Raw genomic sequence first — 22139 nt, forward strand, 5'->3', positions numbered from 1 at the left:
TATGAAAATTTCACTGGGCCCCATTTTGTATTACTGGCCAAAAGAAAAGGTCGAAGCTTTCTACCGTGATGTCGCCGACAGCGATGACATTGATGTGGTTTATCTGGGGGAAACAGTATGCCCGAAGCGCAGCGAATTGTTTCTCAAAGATTATCTCGATATCGCCCATCAGCTGCGGGAGGCCGGTAAACAGGTGCGTTTGTCGACCATGACCTTGCTGGAGTCGCCGGGTATGGTCAGAGATCTGGTGCGCTGTATTGATAATGGCGAGTTTATGGTGGAAGCCAATGATATGGGCGCGGTATTTCTTGCTCAGCAAAAAGGTGTTCCCTTCGTCGCCGGTGCCGCCATTAACTGTTACAACCAGCATACACTGAAATATCTGGTTAATGCGGGTATGCAGTGCTGGGTGATGCCGGTTGAGCTGTCGAAGGAATGGCTGGCGGATATACTGAGTCAGGATGTTGTGCAGGATATCCGCAGCTGCTTCGATGTCGAAGTTTTCGCATTTGGTCACATGCCTCTCGCCTGGTCTGCGCGCTGTTTCACCGCCCGTGCGGAAAATCGTGCCAAAGATCAGTGCGGACTGTGCTGTATTAATTATCCGTGCGGGCGCAGCGTTACCAGTCAGGATGGGCATCAGGTATTTATTCTTAATGGTATTCAGACCCAGTCCGGACACAGGTATAACCTGATTAACCAGCTGCCGCATATGCATGGTCTGGTCGATATGGTGCGGCTGAGTCCGCAGGTGGAGGATACGTTGTTATGGGCGAAGCGTTTTCACAATAATCTGCATGGCGGACAGAACTACTGTCTGGGGGAATTTGAAAGTAATGGCTACTGGCTTAAACTGCCGGGTATGTCCCGTATGGAATCTGTAAATCATTATGAAAGCTGAAGCCCGCATTGGAATTCTTACTGTAAGCGATCGTGCCAGCGCCGGAGTCTATGAAGATCTCTCTGGTGCAGCTATCCGCGAAACGCTTTCGGAGTACCTGACGTCACCATGGCAGGCTGTTTATCGTGTAATTCCTGACGAGCAACCACTGATTGAGCAAACCTTACGCGAGCTTACGGACGATGAAGGTTGTTGCCTGGTCGTGACCACCGGCGGGACTGGTCCTGCTGCGCGTGATGTGACACCTGAGGCTACTGAGGCCGTATGTGATCGTATGATGCCAGGCTTTGGCGAGCTGATGCGTATGGAATCTCTTAAATACGTACCGACAGCAATATTGTCGCGGCAGACGGCAGGGCTGAGAGGGGATTCTCTTATTGTTAATTTACCAGGAAAGCCAAAAGCCATCCGCCAGTGTCTGGATGCCGTTTTTCCGGCCATCCCATACTGTATTGATCTGATGGATGGACCGTATCTGGAATGTGACGAGGCGGTTATCAAAGCGTTTCGTCCAGCAAAATAGCGTATTCCAACCATTGCCGTGAGTACTCACAAAGGGGTAGGGCGATACCCTGAGTACCTTGAGCGTCCGCTGGCCGGTTCTGCGATAATAAAAGTTGATACCCCGTGATATGGGGCGGGAATTTTTATGCTCAGAACTTCCGGTTCGTCAAGGACTCTGGTTTACACCGAGGCCGGTGGCGGGTCCACAGGCACACCGCTTATCCGGCATGATATATTTGCGCTTATGGCAGGCTCTGCAATATGGATGTTGTGGAGTGTGCTGGTGGTTATTATTTTTGATACCGGCTATCCATTTTCCATCAGTGAGCTTTTCTCACTGATTGCTACTGCTGGTCTGAGTGGTGCCTCCGTTCGCTTGGGTAGTGGCTTTCTCATAAAGAATACGCCGGTCGTTGTTGTCTGGTTTATTAGTCTGTTATTGCTGATACTGCCCTTATCGCTGTTGATCAGCGCTTTTTTCACGCAATCGCCATCCTTCTGGCATTTTCAGCTTGCTGCAATCAGTTCCGGAATCGGCGCTGTTTTTCTGCCGCTTCGCGCCTGCATGACGGACTTTGGTCAGAGCACTGCACGTATCGAGCAGGAGGCGCGGTCCGCACTGGCGGACAGTGGACTTATTGTGGCCCAGGTTGTACTGCCTGTTCTTGGCTTTATGCCGCTGGCAGGTTGGCTGACGACGCTGCCGCTGGAGTACAACAGCAGCCATGTTCTGGGGCGGATTTCTGCTGGTTCCGGTTTCAGTATTTTTTCAGCTTTATCTGTGTTTTTTTTGTTGCTGCTGGTCGCAATCAGCCGTGCGCTGCCAGCCTTTCTTGCTGAGCGGCGCAGAGTACTTCCCGCTTTGCGTACTTTGCTGATTTATACGGTTCTGACGGGGATCAGCTTTCTTCTGGTATACGGCGTCGGTGCTGCACATTCGCTGGGTGACATTATTCTCGCGGGACTGCTGATTATTGTTATAACGATTTTCCTGCTGCTTATGGTATTTTCGCGAATTCCCCGTGGCAGGGAAAGTGGATTTTTACCCATGATGGCCAATCGCAAGCTGCAGCTGCTGTCACTTCTGCATTTGATGGGGGCGGGCTCGATGCTGGGTTTTTCCGCGTCTCTGCCGCTGCTGGGAAAAGAGTTTTTTGATCTGCAGTGGGTGGGTGGCGATATTTACCTCAGTAATCCGTTAGGTACGGGCATCCTGACGTATGTGTGGTTGTTGCCTGTTATTGCAGTCATCACCCGGGGTATCAGTGCCTGGTTGGCAAGGTACTACAAGCCGGAGTGGATTAATCAGTCTGCTTTGCTGCTGATGCTGGTGAGTGTGATCGTGCTGGCTGCAAGTTTTGAGTACCTCAGTGAAAACCGTAACTACATAGCCTTCTTTTTTCTGGTGTTGGTTTTTTTTATCGGTTCCGGATTGTCGGCGGGCAGTGTCTTTTATCAGATATCAAAGGCCTTTCCTGCGGCCTCTATGCCGCAGGTTATGACCTGGATCGGCGGAATTTCATCCTTCGGTGTTTTTTATATCGCCAATATGTTTTCCAGTCACCACAACGCGCTGAATCCCGGATTAATTCTTTATAGTTTTTCATTGTTTTATGGTGTCGGGATGCTGCTTAACTGGTTCTTCTTCTTGCGCAGGAGAAGTGAGCTGTCATTCTGAAATGTGCTCCGTCATGCGGTTGTCGTCTTGGAGTACTCTGGTATAAATTCGAAGTACACTCCGGTTCCGCCATCGGCTCTGGCCTGGATTCTGACTTCACCGTTAAGCTGGTGTGAGCGTTCCTGAATAATCGCAAGGCCATAGTGGTTAAGTTTCTCCGGGTTGGTATCAATACCAATTCCGTCGTCTTCTATGCTCAGCATAATTTTGTTATCTGATGTCGCCGTCAGTTTTATCAGGATGCGCTTCCCGTGAGAGTGGTTAATCGCATTCTGGCAAGCCTCACGGATAATCTGCAGCAGATGAATTTCTTCCTGTGGGCTCAGTGGGGCATGAACAATGTCATAATCCAGGGTTATTTCCATGGAAGACTGTTCCTGGAACTGCTCAACAGTTTTCTGCAGTGCGCTGATAAGCCCTTTACCATCGACTTTAAGGCGGAATGTCGTCAGTAGTTCACGGAGTTGGCGATAGGCTGAATCAAGACCATTTTTGAGCTCATGGGATACATCCATCATGATGGCCTGATCATGTTTCGCCAGCGCCCGGTTCAGGCGGGTTACCTGAATTTTCAGATAGGACAAAGCCTGGGCCAGAGAGTCGTGCAATTCCCGGGCAATGGTATTCCGCTCATTCATCAGTGTTATACGGCGGATTTTTTCCTCCTCTCCCTGCAGGCTGAGTGCGATGGCAAACTGCGCGGCTACCGAGCGTAGTAATTCATCCTGCCATTGCTGGATGTCATCGTGGCAGTTGCCATGGATGACCAGAACGCCGTATTCGGTATTTTCCCGGGATATGACATAACGCAGTTGTTGGTCTGTGCTGCTGTTTCCGGCAACGCAGTCACGGCAGTTGCGGCTAGCGCAGTCCGGATCGTTGTCTTTTGTGCCATTCACCTGCAGATAGGGAATGTCCCCGCTTTCCGTGAGCAGGCAAAGCTCGATATCCGCAATGCCGGTTACCCTGGATAACTCACGGATAATCTGGCTGAAATCGTCTTTTCTGATCTCATGTGTGCTCGTCTGCCACGCCAGTTTGTAGAGGAAGGTGAGTGTCGTATTGCTGTTTCTCAATTCGGTGGTTTTTTCGTCGACTTGCTTCTCCAGCGATTCGTACATGTAGGCAATGGCACGACACATCTGATTGAACGATTTAGAAAGCAGACTGAGCTCATCCTGCCCCTCTGTATTGGGCAAGTTGCAGGTAAAATCACCACGCCCAATCTGGCGTGCGGCATTTGTCAGCTCGGCAAGGGGCAGTGTCAGGCGCAGATACACCCAGTAAATTGCTGCTACCGACAGAATGACAGTGATAAAGAACGCGATAACCTGAAAAGTGCGTATGGCGCGGATTTTTGCTTCTGCATTTTTCTGAATGCCGAGTACCAGAGTGTTCAGGCCGATAACAAAATCATCCACCAGTCTGAGCTTCTCTGCGTCACTAAGGTCAGCGCTTTTAAGGCTGCTTTGTACATTGCCCCAACGTGACTGCAGCAGTTCAAACAACTCTGTTAAGTTTGCTTCGCGGATAACGTTACGCATCACCGGATCTTCCCAGGCGGAATTAACGACGCTTCTGGCATCCTCACGTACGCTTTCGCTGCTGGCATAGCGATAGCTTTGCATGCGCAGTGAGCCGGCCACGTTAATCGCGTAGGCGTCATTATCTGCCTGGTCTGACAGCCAGTAAGACACCAGAATGGTGGACACTGCCATGACGATAATCGCGGTCAGAGACAAATTGATTTTGGTGATAACGGAGTAGCGATTCATAAAATCCAGCCCAAAAATTATGCCTTATTGTAGCGATAAGCGCCGGGGGATTTATAGCATGGTGTTTAGTTGATAATTGTTATCAAAAAGCCCTGGTTAATAGTAGCTACCACCCTTGACTCTGCGTCTTGGCTGTCTCCCCTTCCTTAATTCGTTCTGAAATAAAAAAGCATTACAAAACAATGGCTTGCGTAATTCATGATGTACCCATAAATGGGTAGTCTGGTGCGGTTTCTGCCATTTTCGGTCTGCGCTGCCCCATCGTTAATTTAATCCATATGAGTAGACTGTTGCTGAATGTTTCTGCCCGTCCTTACGGATGCAATCAGGAGTTAGCTATGAGTCATCTGCTCGACAAGCTGCGTTTTTTTAAAACAAGCAAAGAGCCCTTCGCCAATGGGCACGGCGTTGCCACAGACCAGGATCGCAGTTGGGAGAAAGGTTATCGCCAGCGTTGGCAGCACGATAAAATCGTACGCTCTACACACGGCGTGAACTGCACCGGTTCGTGCAGCTGGAAAATTTATGTGAAAGATGGTCTGGTGACCTGGGAAACCCAGCAAACCGATTATCCGCGTACCCGTCCTGATCTGCCGAATCATGAGCCTCGCGGTTGTCCGCGTGGTGCCAGTTATTCCTGGTATATCTACAGCGCCAACCGTCTTAAATATCCGAAAGTCCGTGGTCAGCTGATGAAGCTGTGGCGCGAAGCCCGTGCCAAGCACAGCGATCCGGTAGCAGCCTGGGAATCCATTGTTACCGATCCGGTAAAAGCAAAAAGCTACAAAGAGCGCCGTGGTCTGGGTGGCTTTGTCCGTGCGTCCTGGGATGAGGTTAATGAGCTGATTGCCGCATCCAACGTCTATACCACCAAGACTTATGGTCCTGACCGTGTAACCGGCTTCTCGCCGATTCCTGCCATGTCCATGGTGTCGTACGCAGCGGGCGCCCGTTACCTGTCGCTGATCGGCGGTAACTGTCTGAGCTTCTACGACTGGTACTGTGACCTGCCGCCGGCTTCTCCACAAATCTGGGGTGAGCAGACCGACGTTCCTGAATCGGCTGACTGGTACAACTCCAACTACATCATTGTCTGGGGTTCCAACGTGCCGCAGACCCGGACGCCGGATGCGCACTTCCTCAGCGAAGTACGTTACAAGGGCACCAAGACCTGCGTGATTACTTCCGACTACTCGGAAGCGTCCAAGTTTGGTGATACCTGGCTGGCGCCGCGTCAGGGTACCGATGCTGCCCTGGCGATGGCCTTTGGTCATGTGATCCTGAAAGAATTCCACGTTGATCAGCCAAGCGATTACTTCACCGGCTATGTGAAGCGTTATACCGATATGCCGATGCTGGTCATGCTTGAGGAAAACGACGGCAAGCTGACTGGCGGCCGTTTCCTGCGTGCTGCAGACCTGGTGAATAACCTGGGTGAAGACAATAACCCTGACTGGAAAACCATTGCCATAAACAGCAATGGCGCGCTGACCAGCCCTAATGGCTCTATCGGTTACCGCTGGGGCGAAAAAGGCAAGTGGAACCTGGAACAGAAAGACCGCAACGGTGAACTGGATCTGACGCTGTCGCTGAAAGATCAGGCCGATGAAATGGCGGATGTGGCTTTCCCGTATTTTGGTGGTGCGCCACACGAGTACGAGTATTTCCAGCACACCGAACACAACGAACTGCAGCTGCGTAAGATTCCGGCCAAGCGTGTTGCTCTGGCGAATGGTGAAACCGCTCTGGTTGCCACCGTATTCGACCTGATGCTGGCGCACTACGGCGTTAATAACGGCATCGACGATCCGAGCCGTGCAGCCAGTTTCGACGATGATGTGCCATATACCCCGGCCTGGCAGGAAAAAATCACCGGCGTTGCCCGTGCTGATGTTATCCGCATTGCCCGTGAGTTTGGCCGCAACGCGGATAAAACCAAGGGTCGTTCCATGGTGATCGTGGGCGCTGCGCTGAACCACTGGTACCACATGGACATGAACTACCGTGGCCTCATCAATATGCTGATGATGTGCGGCTGTGTTGGTCAGACCGGTGGTGGCTGGGCGCACTATGTGGGCCAGGAAAAACTGCGTCCGCAAACCGGCTGGACGCCACTGGCGTTTGCCCTCGACTGGCAGCGTCCGCCACGTCACATGAACGGTACTTCGTTCTTCTACAACCACTCCAGTCAGTGGCGTTACGAAAAGCTGAACATGAGCGAAGTGGTATCGCCATTGGCCAACAAAGACAAGTGGAATGCCAGCATCATTGATTACAACAGCCGTGCCGAACGCATGGGCTGGCTGCCATCCGCACCACAGCTGGGAACCAACCCGCTGCATCTGGCGCAGCAGGCAGCGAAAGCCGGTGTTGATGTTAAAGATTATGTTGTACAGCAACTGAAGAGCGGCGATCTGAAATTTGCCTGTGAGCAGCCGGATAATCCGCAGAACTTCCCGCGCAACATGTTTATCTGGCGTTCTAACCTGCTGGGTTCTTCCGGTAAGGGACACGAATACATGCTGCGTCACCTGCTGGGTACCAAGCATGGCCTGCTGGGTAAAGACCTGGGTGAGTTCGGTGGCCAGAAGCCAAAAGATGTGGAATGGGTTGATAACGGCGCCGAAGGTAAAGTGGATCTGTGGGTCACACTGGACTTCCGTATGTCCACCACCTGTCTGTATTCCGATATCGTGCTGCCAACCGCCACCTGGTACGAAAAAGACGATATGAATACGTCGGACATGCACCCATTCATTCACCCGCTGAGTGCGGCGATTGATCCTGTGTGGGAAGCACGTTCTGACTGGGAAATTTTCAAAGGCATCGCCAAAGAATTCTCCCGTGTTTGTGTCGGCCATCTGGGCGTGGAAAAAGATCTGGTTACTCTGCCAATGCACCACGACACTCCGGCAGAACTGGCACAGCCATACGGCGTGAAAGCCTGGTGGAAAGGCGAGTGTGAACCGGTTCCGGGCAAAACCATGCCGGCACTGATTCCGGTTGAGCGTGACTACCCGAATACCTATGCGCGTTTCACCTCCATCGGCCCTCTGCTGGAAAACATCGGTAATGGTGGTAAAGGCATCAGCTGGGATACCAAGTCTGAAGTCGATCTGCTGCGTAAGCTGAATTACACCCATACCGAAGAAGGTGTGAGCAAAGGCCGCGCAAAACTCGATACCGCGATTGATGCCTGTGAAATGATTCTGACACTGGCTCCGGAAACCAACGGCCATGTTGCGGTAAAAGCCTGGGAAGCTCTGGGTGAAATTACAGGTCTTGACCATACCCATCTGGCAAAACCAAAAGAGGAAGAAAAAATCCGCTGGCGCGACATCGTTGCCCAGCCACGCAAGATTATTTCTTCGCCTACCTGGTCAGGTCTGGAAGACGAGCATGTGTCTTACAACGCTGGTTACACCAACGTTCATGAGCTGATCCCGTGGCGCACCATTACTGGCCGTCAGCAGTTCTATCAGGACCATGAATGGATGCGTGATTTTGGTGAGCAGCTGTGTTCATACAAGCCGCCAATCAACCTGAAAACCGTTGACCCCGTGCTGAACAAAAAGCCTAACGGCAATAAAGAAATCGTACTGAACTGGATCACCCCGCACCAGAAATGGGGTATTCACAGCACCTACTCTGACAACCTGCTGATGCTGACTTTGTCTCGTGGTGGTCCGATTGTGTGGCTCAGTGAAATTGACGCGAAAGCCGCCGGTATTGTCGATAACGACTGGATTGAAGTGTTCAACGTTAACGGTGCCATCGCTGCCCGTGCCGTGGTGTCACAGCGTGTACCGGAAGGTATGAGCATGATGTATCACGCTCAGGAGCGGATTGTGAACGTACCGGGCGCCGAAACAACCGGCACCCGTGGCGGTATCCACAACTCGGTTACCCGCGCGGTAATGAAACCGACACATATGATTGGTGGTTATGCCCAGCAGGCTTACGGCTTCAACTACTACGGTACCGTAGGTTGTAACCGTGATGAATTTGTCATCGTGCGCAAAATGCAGAACGTTGACTGGCTGGACACCAAATAAGGTTGCAGTGAGGTAATTCCATGAAAGTCAGAGCACAAATTGGCATGGTGTTGAATCTGGACAAGTGCATTGGTTGCCACACTTGCTCCATCACCTGCAAAAACGTATGGACCTCACGTGAAGGGGTCGAATATGCCTGGTTTAACAACGTTGAAACCAAGCCCGGTATTGGCTTCCCGAAAGAGTGGGAAAACCAGAAAAAATGGAATGGCGGCTGGAAACGCGATGCCAACGGCAAGCTGCAGCTGAAAATTGGCGGTAAGTTACGGGTTCTGGCGAATATTTTCGCCAACCCGGATCTGCCGGAAATCGATGACTACTACGAGCCATTCGATTTTGACTACCAATATCTGCACAACGCCGGCGACAGCAAGCACCAGCCGGTGGCGCGTCCACGCTCGCTGATCACAGGTCAGCGCATGGAGAAAATTGAATGGGGTCCGAACTGGGAAGAAATTCTCGGCACCGAATTCGATAAGCGCAAAGTCGACAAAAACTTTGATGAAGTCGTGCAGAAAGACATTTATGGACAGTTTGAAAAAACCTTCATGATGTATCTGCCACGCCTGTGTGAGCACTGCCTGAATCCGGCTTGTGTTGCCGCTTGCCCGTCCGGTGCCATCTACAAGCGTGAAGAAGACGGTATTGTTCTGATCGATCAGGAAAAATGCCGTGGCTGGCGCATGTGTGTATCGGCCTGTCCGTACAAGAAGATTTACTACAACTGGAAGAGCGGTAAATCAGAGAAGTGTATTTTCTGCTTCCCACGTATTGAAGCCGGTCAGCCGACTGTATGTTCTGAAACCTGTGTAGGCCGTATCCGCTACCTGGGTGTGCTGCTGTACGACGCTGACAAAATTGCCGATGCCGCCAATACCGCCAACGAAAAAGATCTGTATCAGGCACAGCTCAATCTGTTCCTTGATCCAAACGATCCGAAGGTTATTGAAGCAGCGCGTAAAGAAGGCATCAGCGATAACTGGCTGAAAGCCGCTCAGCGTTCACCGGTATACATGATGGCGATGGACTGGAAAGTGGCTCTGCCTCTGCATCCGGAATACCGCACTTTGCCGATGGTTTGGTACGTACCGCCACTGTCACCGATTCAGACCGCTGTTGAAGCTGGTCACGTTGGCATGAACGGCGAAATTCCTGACCTGAAATCGCTGCGTATTCCGCTGCGTTATCTGGCCAACCTGCTGACTGCCGGTGACGAAAAACCAGTGATTACCGCACTGGAACGTATGATTGCCATGCGTGCCTTCAAGCGCTCCCAGCAGGTTGATGGCGTTGAAGATCTTGACGTCCTGAAGCAGGTTGGTCTGACCGCCGTGCAGGTAGAAGAAATGTACCGCTACATGGCTCTGGCTAATTACGAAGATCGCTTTGTCATCCCGACCAGCCATAAAGCGTACGCAGAAAATGCCTACGACCTGAAGAGCGAATGTGGCTTCAGCTTTGGCAATGGCTGCAGCAGCGGTAATAACAACGTTAACCTGTTTGGCACCAGTACTCAGGGTGTGCGTCAGGTAATCCCGGTTGTATCGGAGGACTGAGATGAAAATTCTGCGTGTACTTTCTTTACTGATGGATTACCCGACCCAGGAGCTGCTGGACGCCCGTCCGGCGCTGGAAGAAGTGGTCGCTGGCGCCTCTCTGCCTGCTGACAGCAAGCAGGCACTGCAGGATTTTATTGCCCGGAAGTTTTCGGGTGACCTGCTGCAGTGGCAGGAAGAGTATGACGGCCTGTTCGAACGTGGCCGTTCATTATCCCTGTTGCTGTTTGAGCACGTTCACGGCGAAAGCCGTGACCGTGGTCAGGCCATGGTTGATCTGATGAATCAGTACAAACAGGCGGGTCTGGAAATCAGCGTAAATGAGCTGCCGGATTATATTCCCCTGTACCTAGATTTTCTCAGCACACAGGGCGAAGAAAATGCGCGTCTGGGTCTGCAGGAAGTTGCCCATATTCTCGCCTTGCTGGCCTGTCGTCTGGAGCAGCGCAGCTCTGACTATGCCGCAGTATTCCACGGCTTGATAAAGCTGAGCGAAATGAATCTGGATCTGGCTGACCTGCGTGCTCAGATTGCCGAGGAAAAGCCGGACAATACCGCGAAAGAACTGGATAAGGTCTGGGAAGAGGAGATGGTTAACTTCATGGATAACGCACAGTCATCCTGCGGCAGCACCAACCGTCCGAGTGAAGGTCAGCGCCGTGACCAGCATATTCCTCTGAATACCGATCTTTTGACCGCTTCGCCTGCAAATTAACAGGCATTAGGAGTTGTTTATGAGTTATTTCAATACCCTGGCGTTTGGTGTTTATCCCTATGTCGCCATGATTATTCTGCTGGTCGGCAGCTGGATGCGTTATGACCGCGAACAGTACAGCTGGAAAGCCAGTTCCAGCCAGTTACTGGAAAAGAAACAACTGCGCATGGGCAGCATTCTGTTTCACGTGGGTGTGCTGGGTATTTTCTTCGGCCACTTTTTCGGTCTGCTGACCCCGGTTGAACTGTGGCACGTACTGGGTGTTACCGCACCTATGAAGCAGATGGTGGCTATGGGTGCTGGTGGTCTGTTCGGCCTGATCTGCTTTGCTGGCCTGACCATTCTGATTAAGCGTCGTTTAGGTAATCCACGCGTCCGTGCAACCAGTAAGAAAATGGATATTGTTATCCTGTTCCTGCTGTACGCGCAGTTGCTGCTGGGGCTGTTCTCTATTCTGGTTTCTGCCAGTCATCTGGACGGCGCAGAAATGATGGCCCTGATGATGTGGGCGCAGAATATTATGACGCTGGATCTGGCTGAAGCCGTGCAGAATATTGCGCATGTTCACTGGATTTATAAAGCACACGTTGTACTGGGTATGACACTGTTTGTTGTTTTCCCATTCAGCCGTCTGGTTCATATGTTCAGTGCGCCTGTGCAGTATGTTACCCGTCAGCACCAGATTGTCCGTAAGCGTTTCGCCCGTTAAGAGCGATGGTGGCCGCCAGGCGGCCACCTCTTATCTGTCGTTGGAGTCAGCCCCATGATCAAGGTTAATGAAGTTACCATTCCTGAATCAGCCATTTTGGCAGAAATGCAGTATCACCCGGCGGAGACAAAACGCCAGGCGATGCTGAAGGCAGCCGAAACATTGGTTATTGGAGAAATACTGCGTCAACGTGCGCAAGCTCTGGGGATAACAGCAGACGCGGATAACAGCCTTGCGGGTCAGGATGACTTTCTGGAAAAGCTGCTGGCTCAGGAGGTGGATATTCCTCAGGCCAGCGACGAAGAATGTGAACTTTATTTCCGCAATAATCCGCAGCGTTTTCTGACATCGCCTCTGGTTGAAGCGCGCCATATTTTACTGGCGGCTGCAGAGGATGATGATGTGCAGCGGGCAGAAGCAAAAAGAATTGCTGAATCGATAATATCCATGCTCAGTAGTGGTGAATCTTTTTCTGATTTGGCCAGGCGCTATTCAGCCTGTCCATCGAAAGAAACGGGTGGCAGCCTGGGTCAGCTCAGTGCCGGACAAACAGTCCCTGAATTTGAGCGTCAGGTATTCCGTGCGGATAAAGGCCTGATGCCTTCGCCGATTGAAAGCCGCTACGGCTATCACATCGTGGAGGTGGTTCATCATATCGATGGTCAGCCGTTGCCATACGAGCATGTGCGCGAGCGCATCCGCGACTATCTCAACGAAAAAGTGCGGATGAAGGCAACGGCCCAGTATATTCAGTCTTTAATTCAGGAAACCCGCTTAGAAGGTTTCGATTTTTCGGTGTCAGAATCACCTCTGATGCAGTAAAACCACAATAAATGTACTCAGTGCTCAGATTTTTCCATGTTAGGAGAGCACGATGAAAAACTGCGTTAAACCATTAGTTATTGCTGTTGCTATGGGGGCCGCCTGCAGCGCGATCGCGGCAGACGATTTTGTTTCTCTGGTAAAGGAAGGGGATCTTCTGGCGGACTTCCGTCTGCGCTACGAAACCAATGACACTGAAGGCGGCACTGATGCAGCTACTGCGCTGACCCTGCGTTCACGTCTGGGTTATGAAACTCCGTCTGTTTCCGGTTTTAAAGTTCTGGCCGAAATTGAAGACGTTCGTGCATTCATTGATGAATACCGCGTTGAAGATCCGGACTACGACGTTGTTGCTGACCCGGTAAACACCGAAATCAACCGCGCCCAGATCTCTTATGCCAAAGACGAATTCAGCGCCGTTGTCGGTCGTCAGCGCATCATTCTGGATAACGCCCGCTTTGTGGGTAACGTAGGCTGGCGTCAGAACGAACAGACTTACGACGCTGCTCTGTTCGCCTACAAAAAAGACGCTGTATCTCTGGCTTATGCCTACGTTGATCAGGTAAATGATTTTACCTTCACCTCAACTGACGTTACCGCGCACGTACTGAACGGCTCTTACGCTGGCCTGCCAGTGGGTACTGTGACCGGTTACGCCTACCTGATCGAATATGATGAAACCGAAGCCAAACTGGACACCTACGGTGCCAGCCTGGTGGGCAAACAGACAGTCAGCGACGTTGCCATTTCTTACCGTGCTGAAGTGGCTACTCAGTCAACGGATGATTACGACGCTCTGTACTACGTCCTGGAAGCCGGTGCCACTCTGTCAGGTGTAACCGCCACTCTGGGTAACGAAGTTCTGGGCAGCGACGACGGTGATTACGGTTTTGCCACGCCACTGGCGACCAAACACGCCTTCAACGGCTGGGCAGATCTGTTCCTGGCAACGCCTGCCGATGGTCTGTCTGATACTTATGTATCTGTTGGTGGCGCAGTTGCCGGCGTTAAACTGCTGGCTGCTTACCATGACTTCCAAGCCGATGAAGGCAGCATGGACTTCGGTTCTGAAGTGGACTTCCTGGCCGCCAAAGGCATCAACCAGAACTTCAGCGTGGGCGTGAAATACGCTGCCTACTCTGCTGGTGATGATGCATCCGGCAAAGCTGATACCGACAAACTGTGGGTATGGGGCGAAGCCAGATTCTGATGTAAACAACCCCTCTTATGCCTGCTTTATGCAGGCATTTTTTTTGGCGAAAGATAGGTAGCCTTATCCCTTTGTGGGTACACCATAAGAGCGTCTTATTCACCAGTATCCACACGTTTATGCCACATCGGCAGCATAGATTGACCTGAGTCATAAATACCCAACCTCTTAGGGGGTAGACCGGCTTATATCAGCGGATTCAGGCCATTTCTCACCCCGTTGATCACTTCATTCAGGGGGCCCAAGATGGCTTCAGTATCTACAAGTGAGGGGATATTTATGGCTGAGAATAAATCGGCATACATTGAGAATTGGGATGTCGAAAATAAAGAGTTCTGGGAGCGGGAAGGTAAGAAAATTGCCAACCGTAATCTCTGGATTTCTATTCCAAGTTTGCTCATGGGATTTGCCATCTGGCTGATGTGGGGCATGATCACCACGCAGATGAAAAATCTGGGCTTTGATTTCACTACTGAACAATTATTTTCTCTGGTAGCAATTGCCGGTCTGTCTGGTGCCACGCTGCGGATTCCGGCTTCGTTCATGATCCGTATCGCCGGCGGGCGGAATACCATTTTCCTGACTACAGCTCTGCTGATGATTCCTGCACTGGGCACTGGCATGGCGCTGATGGATCCGCATACCCCTTACTGGGTGTTCCAGCTGATGGCTCTGCTCTCCGGTATTGGTGGCGGTAACTTTGCCTGCTCCATGAGCAACATCAGTACCTTCTATCCGAAAAGTCAGCAGGGCTATGCCCTGGGCATGAACGCCGGTCTGGGTAACTTTGGTGTTACCACCATGCAGATCCTGATTCCTCTGGTGATGACTGTTGGGATCTTCGGTGCTGTCGCTGGCGACCCTATGGTGCTGAAAACCGCCAGTGGTACCTTGCTGGGCCGCATTGAAGCCGGTTCCGAAACCTGGATTCAGAATGCGGCGTTTGTATGGCTTCTGTTCCTGATTCCTCTGGCTTTTGCCGGCTGGTTTGGCATGAATAACCTGAATGTGGTTACACCAAATCCAGGCCATCCACTGTCAGCATTTACTAAAATCATTGGTTTGTATGCGATTGCACTGGTCACTGCGGTTGTTGGTATTTATGCCATGGGTCTGATCGGTATGTGGCTGGCCTTGCCACTGACCATTATTCTGACCGTGGTCGCTCTGCGTCTGATTCCAGGCAGCATTCAGCCCAATATTAAAAATCAATTCCGTATTTTCAGTAACAAGCACACCTGGTCAATGACCGTGCTCTACATCCTGACCTTCGGTTCCTTTATTGGCTTCTCTGCAGCCTTGCCACTGTCCATCACTGTGATTTTCGGCAAGATGATGCAGGTTGGTGCTGATGGTGAACTGATTCGCGTGGTTAACCCGGATGCGCCAAGTGCTCTGACCTGGGCATGGATCGGACCATTTGTTGGTGCCCTTATTCGCCCTGTGGGTGGCTGGATCTCTGATAAAGTCGGCGGCTCGATCGTTACTCAGATTATCTCCCTGGTTATGGTGGCTGCTTCTGTTGCGACTGGTTACGTCATGATGCAGGCATATAACTCAGCCAACCCTAACGAATACTTTATGCCATTCATGGTGTTGTTCGTGGTGCTGTTCGCTGCCAGTGGTATTGGTAATGGTTCAACTTTCCGCAGTATCGGCGTGATCTTTGATCAGCAACTGAAAGGCCCTGTTCTTGGCTGGTCTTCTGCTGTTGCTGCTTACGGTGCCTTTATCGCACCAAAAGTACTCGGCGCTCAGATTAATGCCGGTACACCGGAAGTCGCGATGTACGGATTCGCTGTATTTTACGCCGTATGCCTGGTTATTAACTGGTGGTTCTACCTGCGTAAAAGTGCAGAAATCTATAACCCGTAAGACCGTAAATTAGTGAAACGGGGCGGTAATCCGCCCCATCTATTGCAGAAGGACGCTGAATATGACTCAACCCAAAAAAGCCGGAGATCTGATGCATGGCGATATTCTTGTTGCCTATGAAGGCTGGACTATCCATCGTCTCGCAGATTTCTTTGTGCGTAACAATATCTCTGCTGTTCCTGTCATTGCTTCTGACCATCAACTTGTTGGCGTTGTCAGCGTCAGTGACGCTTTTCGTTTCAATAACCTCGATGTGCGCAGTAAAGAAGCTGCGTTACTGAATCTGTACCGCAATGATTTCCGTATGGAAGTTTCAGAAGAAGATCTGAATTCATGGGTAAAAGATGCAGATAAAACCTGCACTGTACACCAGATTATGACGCCGGAAGTTATCTCAGTAGACGTTGATGATTCTGTTGAAACGGTTGCCAGGGTGTTACTCGATAAACATGTTCACCGGGTTTTTGTCACCGATAAAGGCTCAGTCGTGGGTGTAATTACTGCGATGGACCTGCTTGCACATGTTTATGGCTGATTGAATATCAGGAAGCCGGCGTAAGCCGGAGATGAGGGCTCTATGAAAATTATGATCGCTTATGATGGATCGCGTAATGCGAAACTGGCTATGGCCAGAACCATCACTATGTTCCGTGACATGCATCCGACTCTGGTGTTAGTGGCGGTTGCCGAGAATCCGCGCGATATCACGGATAAAAATGAAGAGTTGTTTGATAACGAGATTGCCACCCTGCGATCTTGCCTGAACGAGGCACTTGAGGCTTGTAAGAAAGAGGAGATTGCTGCGGAGTCCATTCTCCTTGAGGGCGATGCACGCAAGATGTTGCTGGCGGCGACCGAAAAACTGCGGCCGGATTTGTTGGTAATTGCCCGTCACAGTCATGAGCCGGATGGCGGTTTTATTGCGCGGTCACTGACGTATTTCGTTGATGAACTCGACTATATGACGTTTGGCAGTGTCAGTTCGTTCCTGACCCGCCGGGCACAGTGCCCACTTCTGATTCTTCCCAGCCTGTAACAGCAGTGATTGCTGGAGGTCTGTATGCAAGTTGCTGATATATTCAAATTTAAAAATCCGGAAATTAAGGCGCTTCACCTTACCTGGATTGCCTTCTTTATTACCTTTTATGTGTGGTTCAACATGGCGCCGCTGGCGTCCAGTATGTTGAAAAGCGTTGACTGGCTGAAACCTGAAGATCTCAAGTTATTCGCCATCTGTAACGTTGCCCTGACTATTCCGGCCCGTATTATTGTGGGCATGGCGCTTGACCGTTTTGGTCCCCGTCGCGTTTTCTCTATTTTGCTGGTGGTGATGGCTATCCCTGCACTGGCATTCGCTTTCGGTGAAACCCGCACCCAGTTGCTGGTGAGCCGTCTGGTATTGAGCTCTATCGGCGCAAGCTTCGTGGTGGGTATTCACATGACTGCCATGTGGTTCAAACCAAAAGATATCGGTTTTGCTGAGGGCTTTTACGCGGGTTGGGGTAATTTTGGTTCTGCCGCTGCGGCTATGACTCTGCCAACCATTGCCATTAACTTCTATGGTGGCGATGATGGCTGGCGCTGGGCCATCGCACAAAGTGCGTTTGTTATGGCGGCCTACGGTGTTTACTACTGGTTTGCGATTACCGACGGCCCTGCCGGCACTGTACACCGTAAACCGCGCAAGGCGACTGCTCTTGAAGTCAGTACCTGGGGCGATATGTTCAAGCTGATTCTGTGGACTATTCCTCTGGTGGGTATCCTCAGTATTCTGGTATGGCGTATTCAGAAGCTGGGTTACCTGGACACAACGGGGGCTGTCATTGCTTACGCTGTTATTGCTGCAGTGGTGGTTTACCAGATTATTCAGATTCTGCGTGTGAACGTACCTATTCTGAAAAAAGGCGTGCCAGAGGATGACAAGTATCCGTTCAACAGTGTCGCTGCACTGAACAGTACTTATTTCGCCAACTTTGGTGCCGAGCTTGCGGTTGTGTCCATGCTGCCGATGTTTTTCGAGAAAACCTGGGATTTGTCTGCCACAGCAGCAGGCCTGATTGCCGCGTCGTTTGCCTTCGTTAACCTGATTGCCCGTCCTATGGGTGGCCTGGTTTCTGACCGTCTGGGTAACCGCCGGTTTGTGATGCTGAGCTATATGCTGGGTATTGCGCTGGGCTTCACTCTGATGGGTATGCTTAATTCATCCTGGCCGTTGGTGATCGCTGTCGCCATTACTGTGTTTACCTCGTTCTTTGTGCAGGGCGCAGAGGGGGCAACCTTCGGTATTATTCCGTCTATCAAGCGCCGCCTGACTGGCCAGATTTCAGGTATGGCTGGTGCCTACGGTAACGTTGGTGCGGTGTTTTACCTGACTGTGTTCACGTTTGTTGAGCCGAATCAGTTCTTCTTTATCATCGCAGCCGGCGGCTTTATCAGCTGGATTATCTGTCTGCTGTGGCTGAAGGAACCTGAGTCTGCATTCTCTGATGAATACTATGTGTCGTCAGTGGATAAACAGATCGAACAGGAACAGAACGCCTGACAGGAAAAATGAAAAGACCCGCTCCGGCGGGTCTTTTTCTGTTAGATTCAGGTAAGGTATATAAAAATTCCGGGAAGATTATTCATGAAGTTATTCAACCCTGACTTTCCCTTATGGGGACAAGCTTTCCGTCCGATGTTTTTGGCAGCGGCCGGATTTTCTGCATTCGCTATGCTGCTGTGGGGCCTGAGCCTGTCCGGCATGATACGGTTGCCCGTTGATAACCCGGTATTCTGGCACAGTCACGAAATGCTGTTTGGTTTTGCTATGGCGGTGGTGGCGGGCTTTCTGCTGACTGCCGTGCAGAACTGGACCGGGCGCCGTGCTGTTAATGGTAAACCTTTACTGCTGCTGACGCTGGTCTGGCTGTCCGGGCGTATCGCGATGCTGAGTTCTGCATTTTTGCCATGGTGGCTGATTGCCTGTATCGACATGGCGTTTATTCCGTTGGTTGCGCTCTTTTTCTGGCAGCTGGTGTTTGCTGTGCGCCAGAAGCGCAACTATTTCTTTGCTCCGGTATTGCTGCTGATGCTGGTCTGCAACGGCAGCATGCACTGGGGAAATGCCCACGCTGATGGGGCTCTGGTGTTGTGGGCCAGTCACAGTGTCAGCTGGCTGATGCTGGTTTTTATCACCATTATTGGCGGCCGTATTTTGCCTATGTTTACTGCCAACGGCACGATGACGCCCAAAGTGGAATCACTGCCGTGGCTGGAAAAATCGGTACTGATCAGTACCTGGTTAATTGCTGCCCTGTATCTGACCCGGTTGGACAGCCTGCTGCCGGGGTGGGTCATGAGCCTGATGCTGGTGCTTGGTGTTGTTGCCCATGCTGTGCGTATTTTCCGTCTCAATCTGCGTATTACCTTGCCGGTGCCACTGCTGTGGTCGTTGCATCTGGCGTATTGGTTTATTCCGTTGGGCTTGTTATTGCTGGCTCTGCATTACGCCGGCGCACCCTGGTCATTCAGTACCGCTCTGCACGCGCTGACGGCAGGGGCCATCGGCGGCATGATTATCGCCATGATTGCCCGGGTATCTCTCGGTCATTCAGGTCGTCCATTGCAGCCTGCGCGGATGATGTCGGCGGCCTTTGCCATGGTTCTGCTGGCCGCTTTGTTGCGCTCGCTGCTGGTTGCTCTGCAGCCGCAGGCCGTCAGTCTGCTCTTTGCATTAACCAGTGCGCTGTGGGTTATGGCGTTCAGCATTTTTGTGCTGGTCTACTGGTCTGTTCTTATCTCCCCGCGTCCGGACGGTCGTCCGGGCTGACAGTCAGCGCAACAGAAAGCCGGCCAACAGTGCCGGCTTTTTTATTGCGGCTTAACACTGATCGCGTGTTCATTTTAACCCTTACCCCCGGCGGGGTAGTTGATAGTGGAAATTGATCTGAATCAATTTCCGATGGTGTCCGTCCGTTAGTCTTGCCACTACATATTGTGGTTTTGTGGGCAGATGAACTATTTCAGTGAGCAGATTGTGTGGCAGGAAGTGCCGGGTGAGGTGTCCCTGGCCTTTACCATCAGTGGTTGCCCTCTGGCTTGTCCGGGCTGTCACAGTGCCGCCAGCTGGCCGGCAACGGCCGGTCAGCTGCTGACGCCTGAATATCTCAGTTCCCGCCTGCAGCAATATCAGGGATTGCTGACCTGTGTGCTGTTTATGGGCGGCGAGTGGCTGATGGATGAGTTGCTGTTGTTGCTGCAGCTGGCGCGTGCGGCGGGCCTGAAAACCTGCCTGTACACAGGTCTTGAGGAAGTACCTGAGTCACTTAAGCCCTGGCTCACTTATGCCAAGACAGGCCCCTGGCGACGGGAGCTGGGTGGTCTGGAAGCGCCGGGCACTAATCAGGTATTTACTGACCTGCGCACGGGCGCTTGTCTTAATCATCAGTTCCACCAATGAGATGAAGCACTTTCGTTTTATTAACCAATGGAGAATCGGTTCATGCTGAAGCTGAGCGCGGAACACATAAACGACAAGCTGGATTTTATTCAGCACTACCTGCAGGCAGAAAATGCGGCCGACGGTTCTAAGATGGACGCCAATGCCAACGTCACCGCCAAAAATATTGCCACGCTGGAAGCAGAGATGATGAAGGACTACTTTGTGCAGATTAACCGCGCGCAGGTTTCCGGCAGAATCCGTGAGCTGTTTGGTGATGATCTGGCGCAGGAATATATCCGCCAGATTCAGGATCATGAAATTTATGTACATGACGAAACCAGCCTGAAACCTTATTGCGTATCGGTCACTATGTACCCGTTTCTGCGCGATGGTCTGACGCGGCTGGGGGGCGAATCGAAAGCCCCTGAGCATCTGGAATCATTTTGCGGTGCGTTTGTTAATTTTGTGTTTGCCGTCAGCAGCCAGTTTGCCGGTGCGGTGGCCACGGTCGAGTTTCTGACCTATTTCGATTACTTCGCACGCAAGGATTATGGCGATGATTACCTGACTACCCACGCCCGTCAGATTGCCAATCACCTGCAGCATGTTGTGTATGCGATAAATCAGCCGGCGGCGGCACGTGGCTATCAGAGTGTGTTCTGGAATATCTCTGTCTACGACAGTTACTACTTTGACAGCATGTTTGGCAATTTTGTATTTCCCGATTTCTCCCGGCCTGACTGGTCTTCTGTTAAAAATCTGCAGGACTTCTTTCTTGACTGGTTCAATAAAGAACGCTGCAAAAGTATTCTGACGTTTCCTGTGGTTACTGTGGCTATGCTGACGGACGGTGGCTGCTGTAAGGACCATGATTTTGCCGCGACTATGGCGCAGCATCTGCATCAGGGCAGCGCATTTTTTGTATACCTGTCAGATAGTGCTGACAGTCTCGCATCCTGTTGCCGGTTGCGCAGTGAGATCAGTGATAATACTTTTTCTTATTCGCTGGGTGCCGGTGGTGTGGCGACCGGTTCCATCAATGTTATTACGCTCAATATGAATCGTCTGGTGCAGGACGGCCGCGATCTGCTGCAGGAAGCCCGAAAAATTCATAAGTATCAGGTTGCTTACCGGCAGCTGATGGAGGACTACCGTAAAGCCGGCATGCTGACTGTGTATGATGCGGGTTTTATCTCGCTGGAAAAGCAGTTTCTGACCATCGGCATTAATGGCATGACCGAGGCGGCAGAATCCCTTGGTCTGGTGGCAGATAATAACCCTGATTATAAAGACTTTGTCCGGTGCCAGCTTAAGGTCATATACGATGCTAATAAAGAGGCGGCACACGAGTACGGTTATATGTTTAATACCGAGTTTGTGCCGGCGGAAAATCTTGGAATAAAGAACGCAAAATGGGACCGGAAAGACGGCTATTTTGTACCGCGCGATTGTTATAACTCCTATTTTTACAAGGTAGAGGATGAAAGCATAAACGCGCTGGATAAGTTTCAGTTGCATGGCCGTGAATTGCTTGAATATCTGGATGGCGGTTCGGCACTGCATCTGAATCTTGACGAAACCCTGTCGGCACAGGGCTTTTTATCGCTGCTGAATATCGCTGCAAGAACGGGCTGTAATTACTTCTGTGTCAACGTGAAGATAACCATCTGTAACGACTGTGAGGTCATTGATAAGCGCACTCTGCAGGCGTGTTCTGCCTGTGGATCTGACGATATTGATCACGCCACCCGCGTTATTGGCTATCTGAAACGGGTATCTGCATTCAGTGCCGGGCGGCGCAAAGAACACGCATTGCGCCATTATCACAGACAAAAAAAATATGCTGTCGCGCCGGCGGGCGCAGAAGATAGTGCAGCCTGATGACACAGATCAGGTCTGGTGTCTGATTACTGATT

At 51.3% G+C, this 22139-nt stretch carries 17 protein-coding genes; 16 read left to right on the top strand and 1 reads right to left on the bottom strand.

Annotated features, from left to right (window positions below; all coding sequences use genetic code 11):
* The first annotated feature begins 1 nt into the window (after position 1).
* From ACQUQU_RS18055 to ACQUQU_RS18065, 3 genes are all read left to right on the top strand, one after another.
* Positions 2-901: a U32 family peptidase gene (locus ACQUQU_RS18055; protein ID WP_430461106.1), complete on the top strand. Its 900-nt coding sequence runs from the start codon at positions 2-4 to the stop codon at positions 899-901.
* Positions 891-1424, top strand: a complete 534-nt coding sequence (gene mog, locus ACQUQU_RS18060) for a molybdopterin adenylyltransferase (protein WP_430461107.1) — start codon at positions 891-893, stop codon at positions 1422-1424. Before ACQUQU_RS18055 ends, mog begins: the two co-directional genes overlap by 11 nt.
* A 126-nt stretch (positions 1425-1550) precedes the next feature.
* Positions 1551-3083 carry a hypothetical protein gene (locus ACQUQU_RS18065; protein ID WP_430461108.1) on the top strand — a complete coding sequence of 511 codons (1533 nt, stop codon included), beginning with the start codon at positions 1551-1553 and terminating at the stop codon, positions 3081-3083.
* A gap of 11 nt (positions 3084-3094) precedes the next feature.
* Here ACQUQU_RS18065 and ACQUQU_RS18070 read toward each other — a convergent pair whose 3' ends face one another.
* Positions 3095-4858, bottom strand: coding sequence for an ATP-binding protein (locus ACQUQU_RS18070; RefSeq protein ID WP_430461109.1), 1764 nt, complete (start codon positions 4856-4858; stop codon positions 3095-3097).
* 338 nt (positions 4859-5196) lie between these two features.
* On the opposite strand from ACQUQU_RS18070, the gene ACQUQU_RS18075 reads away from it, so the two are divergent.
* From ACQUQU_RS18075 to nrdD, 13 genes are all read left to right on the top strand, one after another.
* Entirely contained in the window at positions 5197-8913 is a 3717-nt protein-coding gene (locus tag ACQUQU_RS18075) for a nitrate reductase subunit alpha (protein ID WP_430461110.1), read from the top strand.
* A 20-nt stretch (positions 8914-8933) separates the two neighbouring features.
* The gene (gene narH / locus ACQUQU_RS18080; protein ID WP_430461111.1) at positions 8934-10469 is read left to right on the top strand and encodes a nitrate reductase subunit beta; all 1536 of its coding nucleotides are present in this window, start codon (positions 8934-8936) and stop codon (positions 10467-10469) included.
* A gap of 1 nt (position 10470) precedes the next feature.
* Positions 10471-11184, top strand: coding sequence for a nitrate reductase molybdenum cofactor assembly chaperone (gene narJ / locus ACQUQU_RS18085; protein ID WP_430461112.1), 714 nt, complete (start codon positions 10471-10473; stop codon positions 11182-11184).
* 19 nt (positions 11185-11203) lie between these two features.
* Entirely contained in the window at positions 11204-11893 is a 690-nt protein-coding gene (narI, locus tag ACQUQU_RS18090) for a respiratory nitrate reductase subunit gamma (protein WP_430461113.1), read from the top strand.
* A gap of 54 nt (positions 11894-11947) precedes the next feature.
* Positions 11948-12715: a peptidylprolyl isomerase gene (locus ACQUQU_RS18095; protein ID WP_430461114.1), complete on the top strand. Its 768-nt coding sequence runs from the start codon at positions 11948-11950 to the stop codon at positions 12713-12715.
* Between the two features lie 52 nt (positions 12716-12767).
* On the top strand, positions 12768-13925 hold the full coding sequence (locus tag ACQUQU_RS18100; protein WP_430461115.1) for an alginate export family protein: 1158 nt from the start codon (positions 12768-12770) through the stop codon (positions 13923-13925).
* A gap of 279 nt (positions 13926-14204) precedes the next feature.
* Positions 14205-15800: an MFS transporter gene (locus ACQUQU_RS18105; RefSeq protein WP_430461116.1), complete on the top strand. Its 1596-nt coding sequence runs from the start codon at positions 14205-14207 to the stop codon at positions 15798-15800.
* A 61-nt stretch (positions 15801-15861) separates the two neighbouring features.
* Positions 15862-16335, top strand: coding sequence for a CBS domain-containing protein (locus ACQUQU_RS18110; RefSeq protein ID WP_430461117.1), 474 nt, complete (start codon positions 15862-15864; stop codon positions 16333-16335).
* Between the two features lie 42 nt (positions 16336-16377).
* The gene (locus tag ACQUQU_RS18115; RefSeq protein ID WP_430461118.1) at positions 16378-16836 is read left to right on the top strand and encodes a universal stress protein; all 459 of its coding nucleotides are present in this window, start codon (positions 16378-16380) and stop codon (positions 16834-16836) included.
* 24 nt (positions 16837-16860) lie between these two features.
* Positions 16861-18342, top strand: coding sequence for an MFS transporter (locus ACQUQU_RS18120; protein ID WP_430461119.1), 1482 nt, complete (start codon positions 16861-16863; stop codon positions 18340-18342).
* A gap of 84 nt (positions 18343-18426) precedes the next feature.
* On the top strand, positions 18427-19611 hold the full coding sequence (locus ACQUQU_RS18125) for an NnrS family protein (protein ID WP_430461120.1): 1185 nt from the start codon (positions 18427-18429) through the stop codon (positions 19609-19611).
* 183 nt (positions 19612-19794) lie between these two features.
* Complete coding sequence (gene nrdG, locus ACQUQU_RS18130; RefSeq protein ID WP_430461121.1) at positions 19795-20241, top strand: anaerobic ribonucleoside-triphosphate reductase activating protein; 447 nt, start codon at positions 19795-19797, stop codon at positions 20239-20241.
* Positions 20242-20283: 42 nt separating this feature from the next.
* Positions 20284-22104, top strand: coding sequence for an anaerobic ribonucleoside-triphosphate reductase (gene nrdD, locus ACQUQU_RS18135; protein ID WP_430461122.1), 1821 nt, complete (start codon positions 20284-20286; stop codon positions 22102-22104).
* Positions 22105-22139 lie beyond the last annotated feature (35 nt).

It is taken from the genome of Thalassolituus sp. LLYu03, from assembly GCF_050507655.1.
GTDB lineage: Bacteria > Pseudomonadota > Gammaproteobacteria > Pseudomonadales > Oceanobacteraceae > Venatoribacter.

What these genes read in the sequence shown, in the direction of transcription:
- mog (WP_430461107.1), top strand. Translation starts at nt 891, where the DNA reads ATGAAAGCTGAAGCCCGCATTGGAATTCTTACTGTAAGCGATCGTGCC.
- narI (WP_430461113.1), top strand. Translation starts at nt 11,204, where the DNA reads ATGAGTTATTTCAATACCCTGGCGTTTGGTGTTTATCCCTATGTCGCC.
- ACQUQU_RS18095 (WP_430461114.1), top strand. Translation starts at nt 11,948, where the DNA reads ATGATCAAGGTTAATGAAGTTACCATTCCTGAATCAGCCATTTTGGCA.
- ACQUQU_RS18055 (WP_430461106.1), top strand. Translation starts at nt 2, where the DNA reads ATGAAAATTTCACTGGGCCCCATTTTGTATTACTGGCCAAAAGAAAAG.
- nrdG (WP_430461121.1), top strand. Translation starts at nt 19,795, where the DNA reads ATGAACTATTTCAGTGAGCAGATTGTGTGGCAGGAAGTGCCGGGTGAG.
- ACQUQU_RS18125 (WP_430461120.1), top strand. Translation starts at nt 18,427, where the DNA reads ATGAAGTTATTCAACCCTGACTTTCCCTTATGGGGACAAGCTTTCCGT.
- ACQUQU_RS18120 (WP_430461119.1), top strand. Translation starts at nt 16,861, where the DNA reads ATGCAAGTTGCTGATATATTCAAATTTAAAAATCCGGAAATTAAGGCG.
- ACQUQU_RS18105 (WP_430461116.1), top strand. Translation starts at nt 14,205, where the DNA reads ATGGCTGAGAATAAATCGGCATACATTGAGAATTGGGATGTCGAAAAT.
- ACQUQU_RS18110 (WP_430461117.1), top strand. Translation starts at nt 15,862, where the DNA reads ATGACTCAACCCAAAAAAGCCGGAGATCTGATGCATGGCGATATTCTT.
- narH (WP_430461111.1), top strand. Translation starts at nt 8,934, where the DNA reads ATGAAAGTCAGAGCACAAATTGGCATGGTGTTGAATCTGGACAAGTGC.
- ACQUQU_RS18075 (WP_430461110.1), top strand. Translation starts at nt 5,197, where the DNA reads ATGAGTCATCTGCTCGACAAGCTGCGTTTTTTTAAAACAAGCAAAGAG.
- ACQUQU_RS18065 (WP_430461108.1), top strand. Translation starts at nt 1,551, where the DNA reads ATGCTCAGAACTTCCGGTTCGTCAAGGACTCTGGTTTACACCGAGGCC.
- ACQUQU_RS18115 (WP_430461118.1), top strand. Translation starts at nt 16,378, where the DNA reads ATGAAAATTATGATCGCTTATGATGGATCGCGTAATGCGAAACTGGCT.
- ACQUQU_RS18100 (WP_430461115.1), top strand. Translation starts at nt 12,768, where the DNA reads ATGAAAAACTGCGTTAAACCATTAGTTATTGCTGTTGCTATGGGGGCC.
- narJ (WP_430461112.1), top strand. Translation starts at nt 10,471, where the DNA reads ATGAAAATTCTGCGTGTACTTTCTTTACTGATGGATTACCCGACCCAG.
- ACQUQU_RS18070 (WP_430461109.1), bottom strand. Translation starts at nt 4,858, where the DNA reads ATGAATCGCTACTCCGTTATCACCAAAATCAATTTGTCTCTGACCGCG.
- nrdD (WP_430461122.1), top strand. Translation starts at nt 20,284, where the DNA reads ATGCTGAAGCTGAGCGCGGAACACATAAACGACAAGCTGGATTTTATT.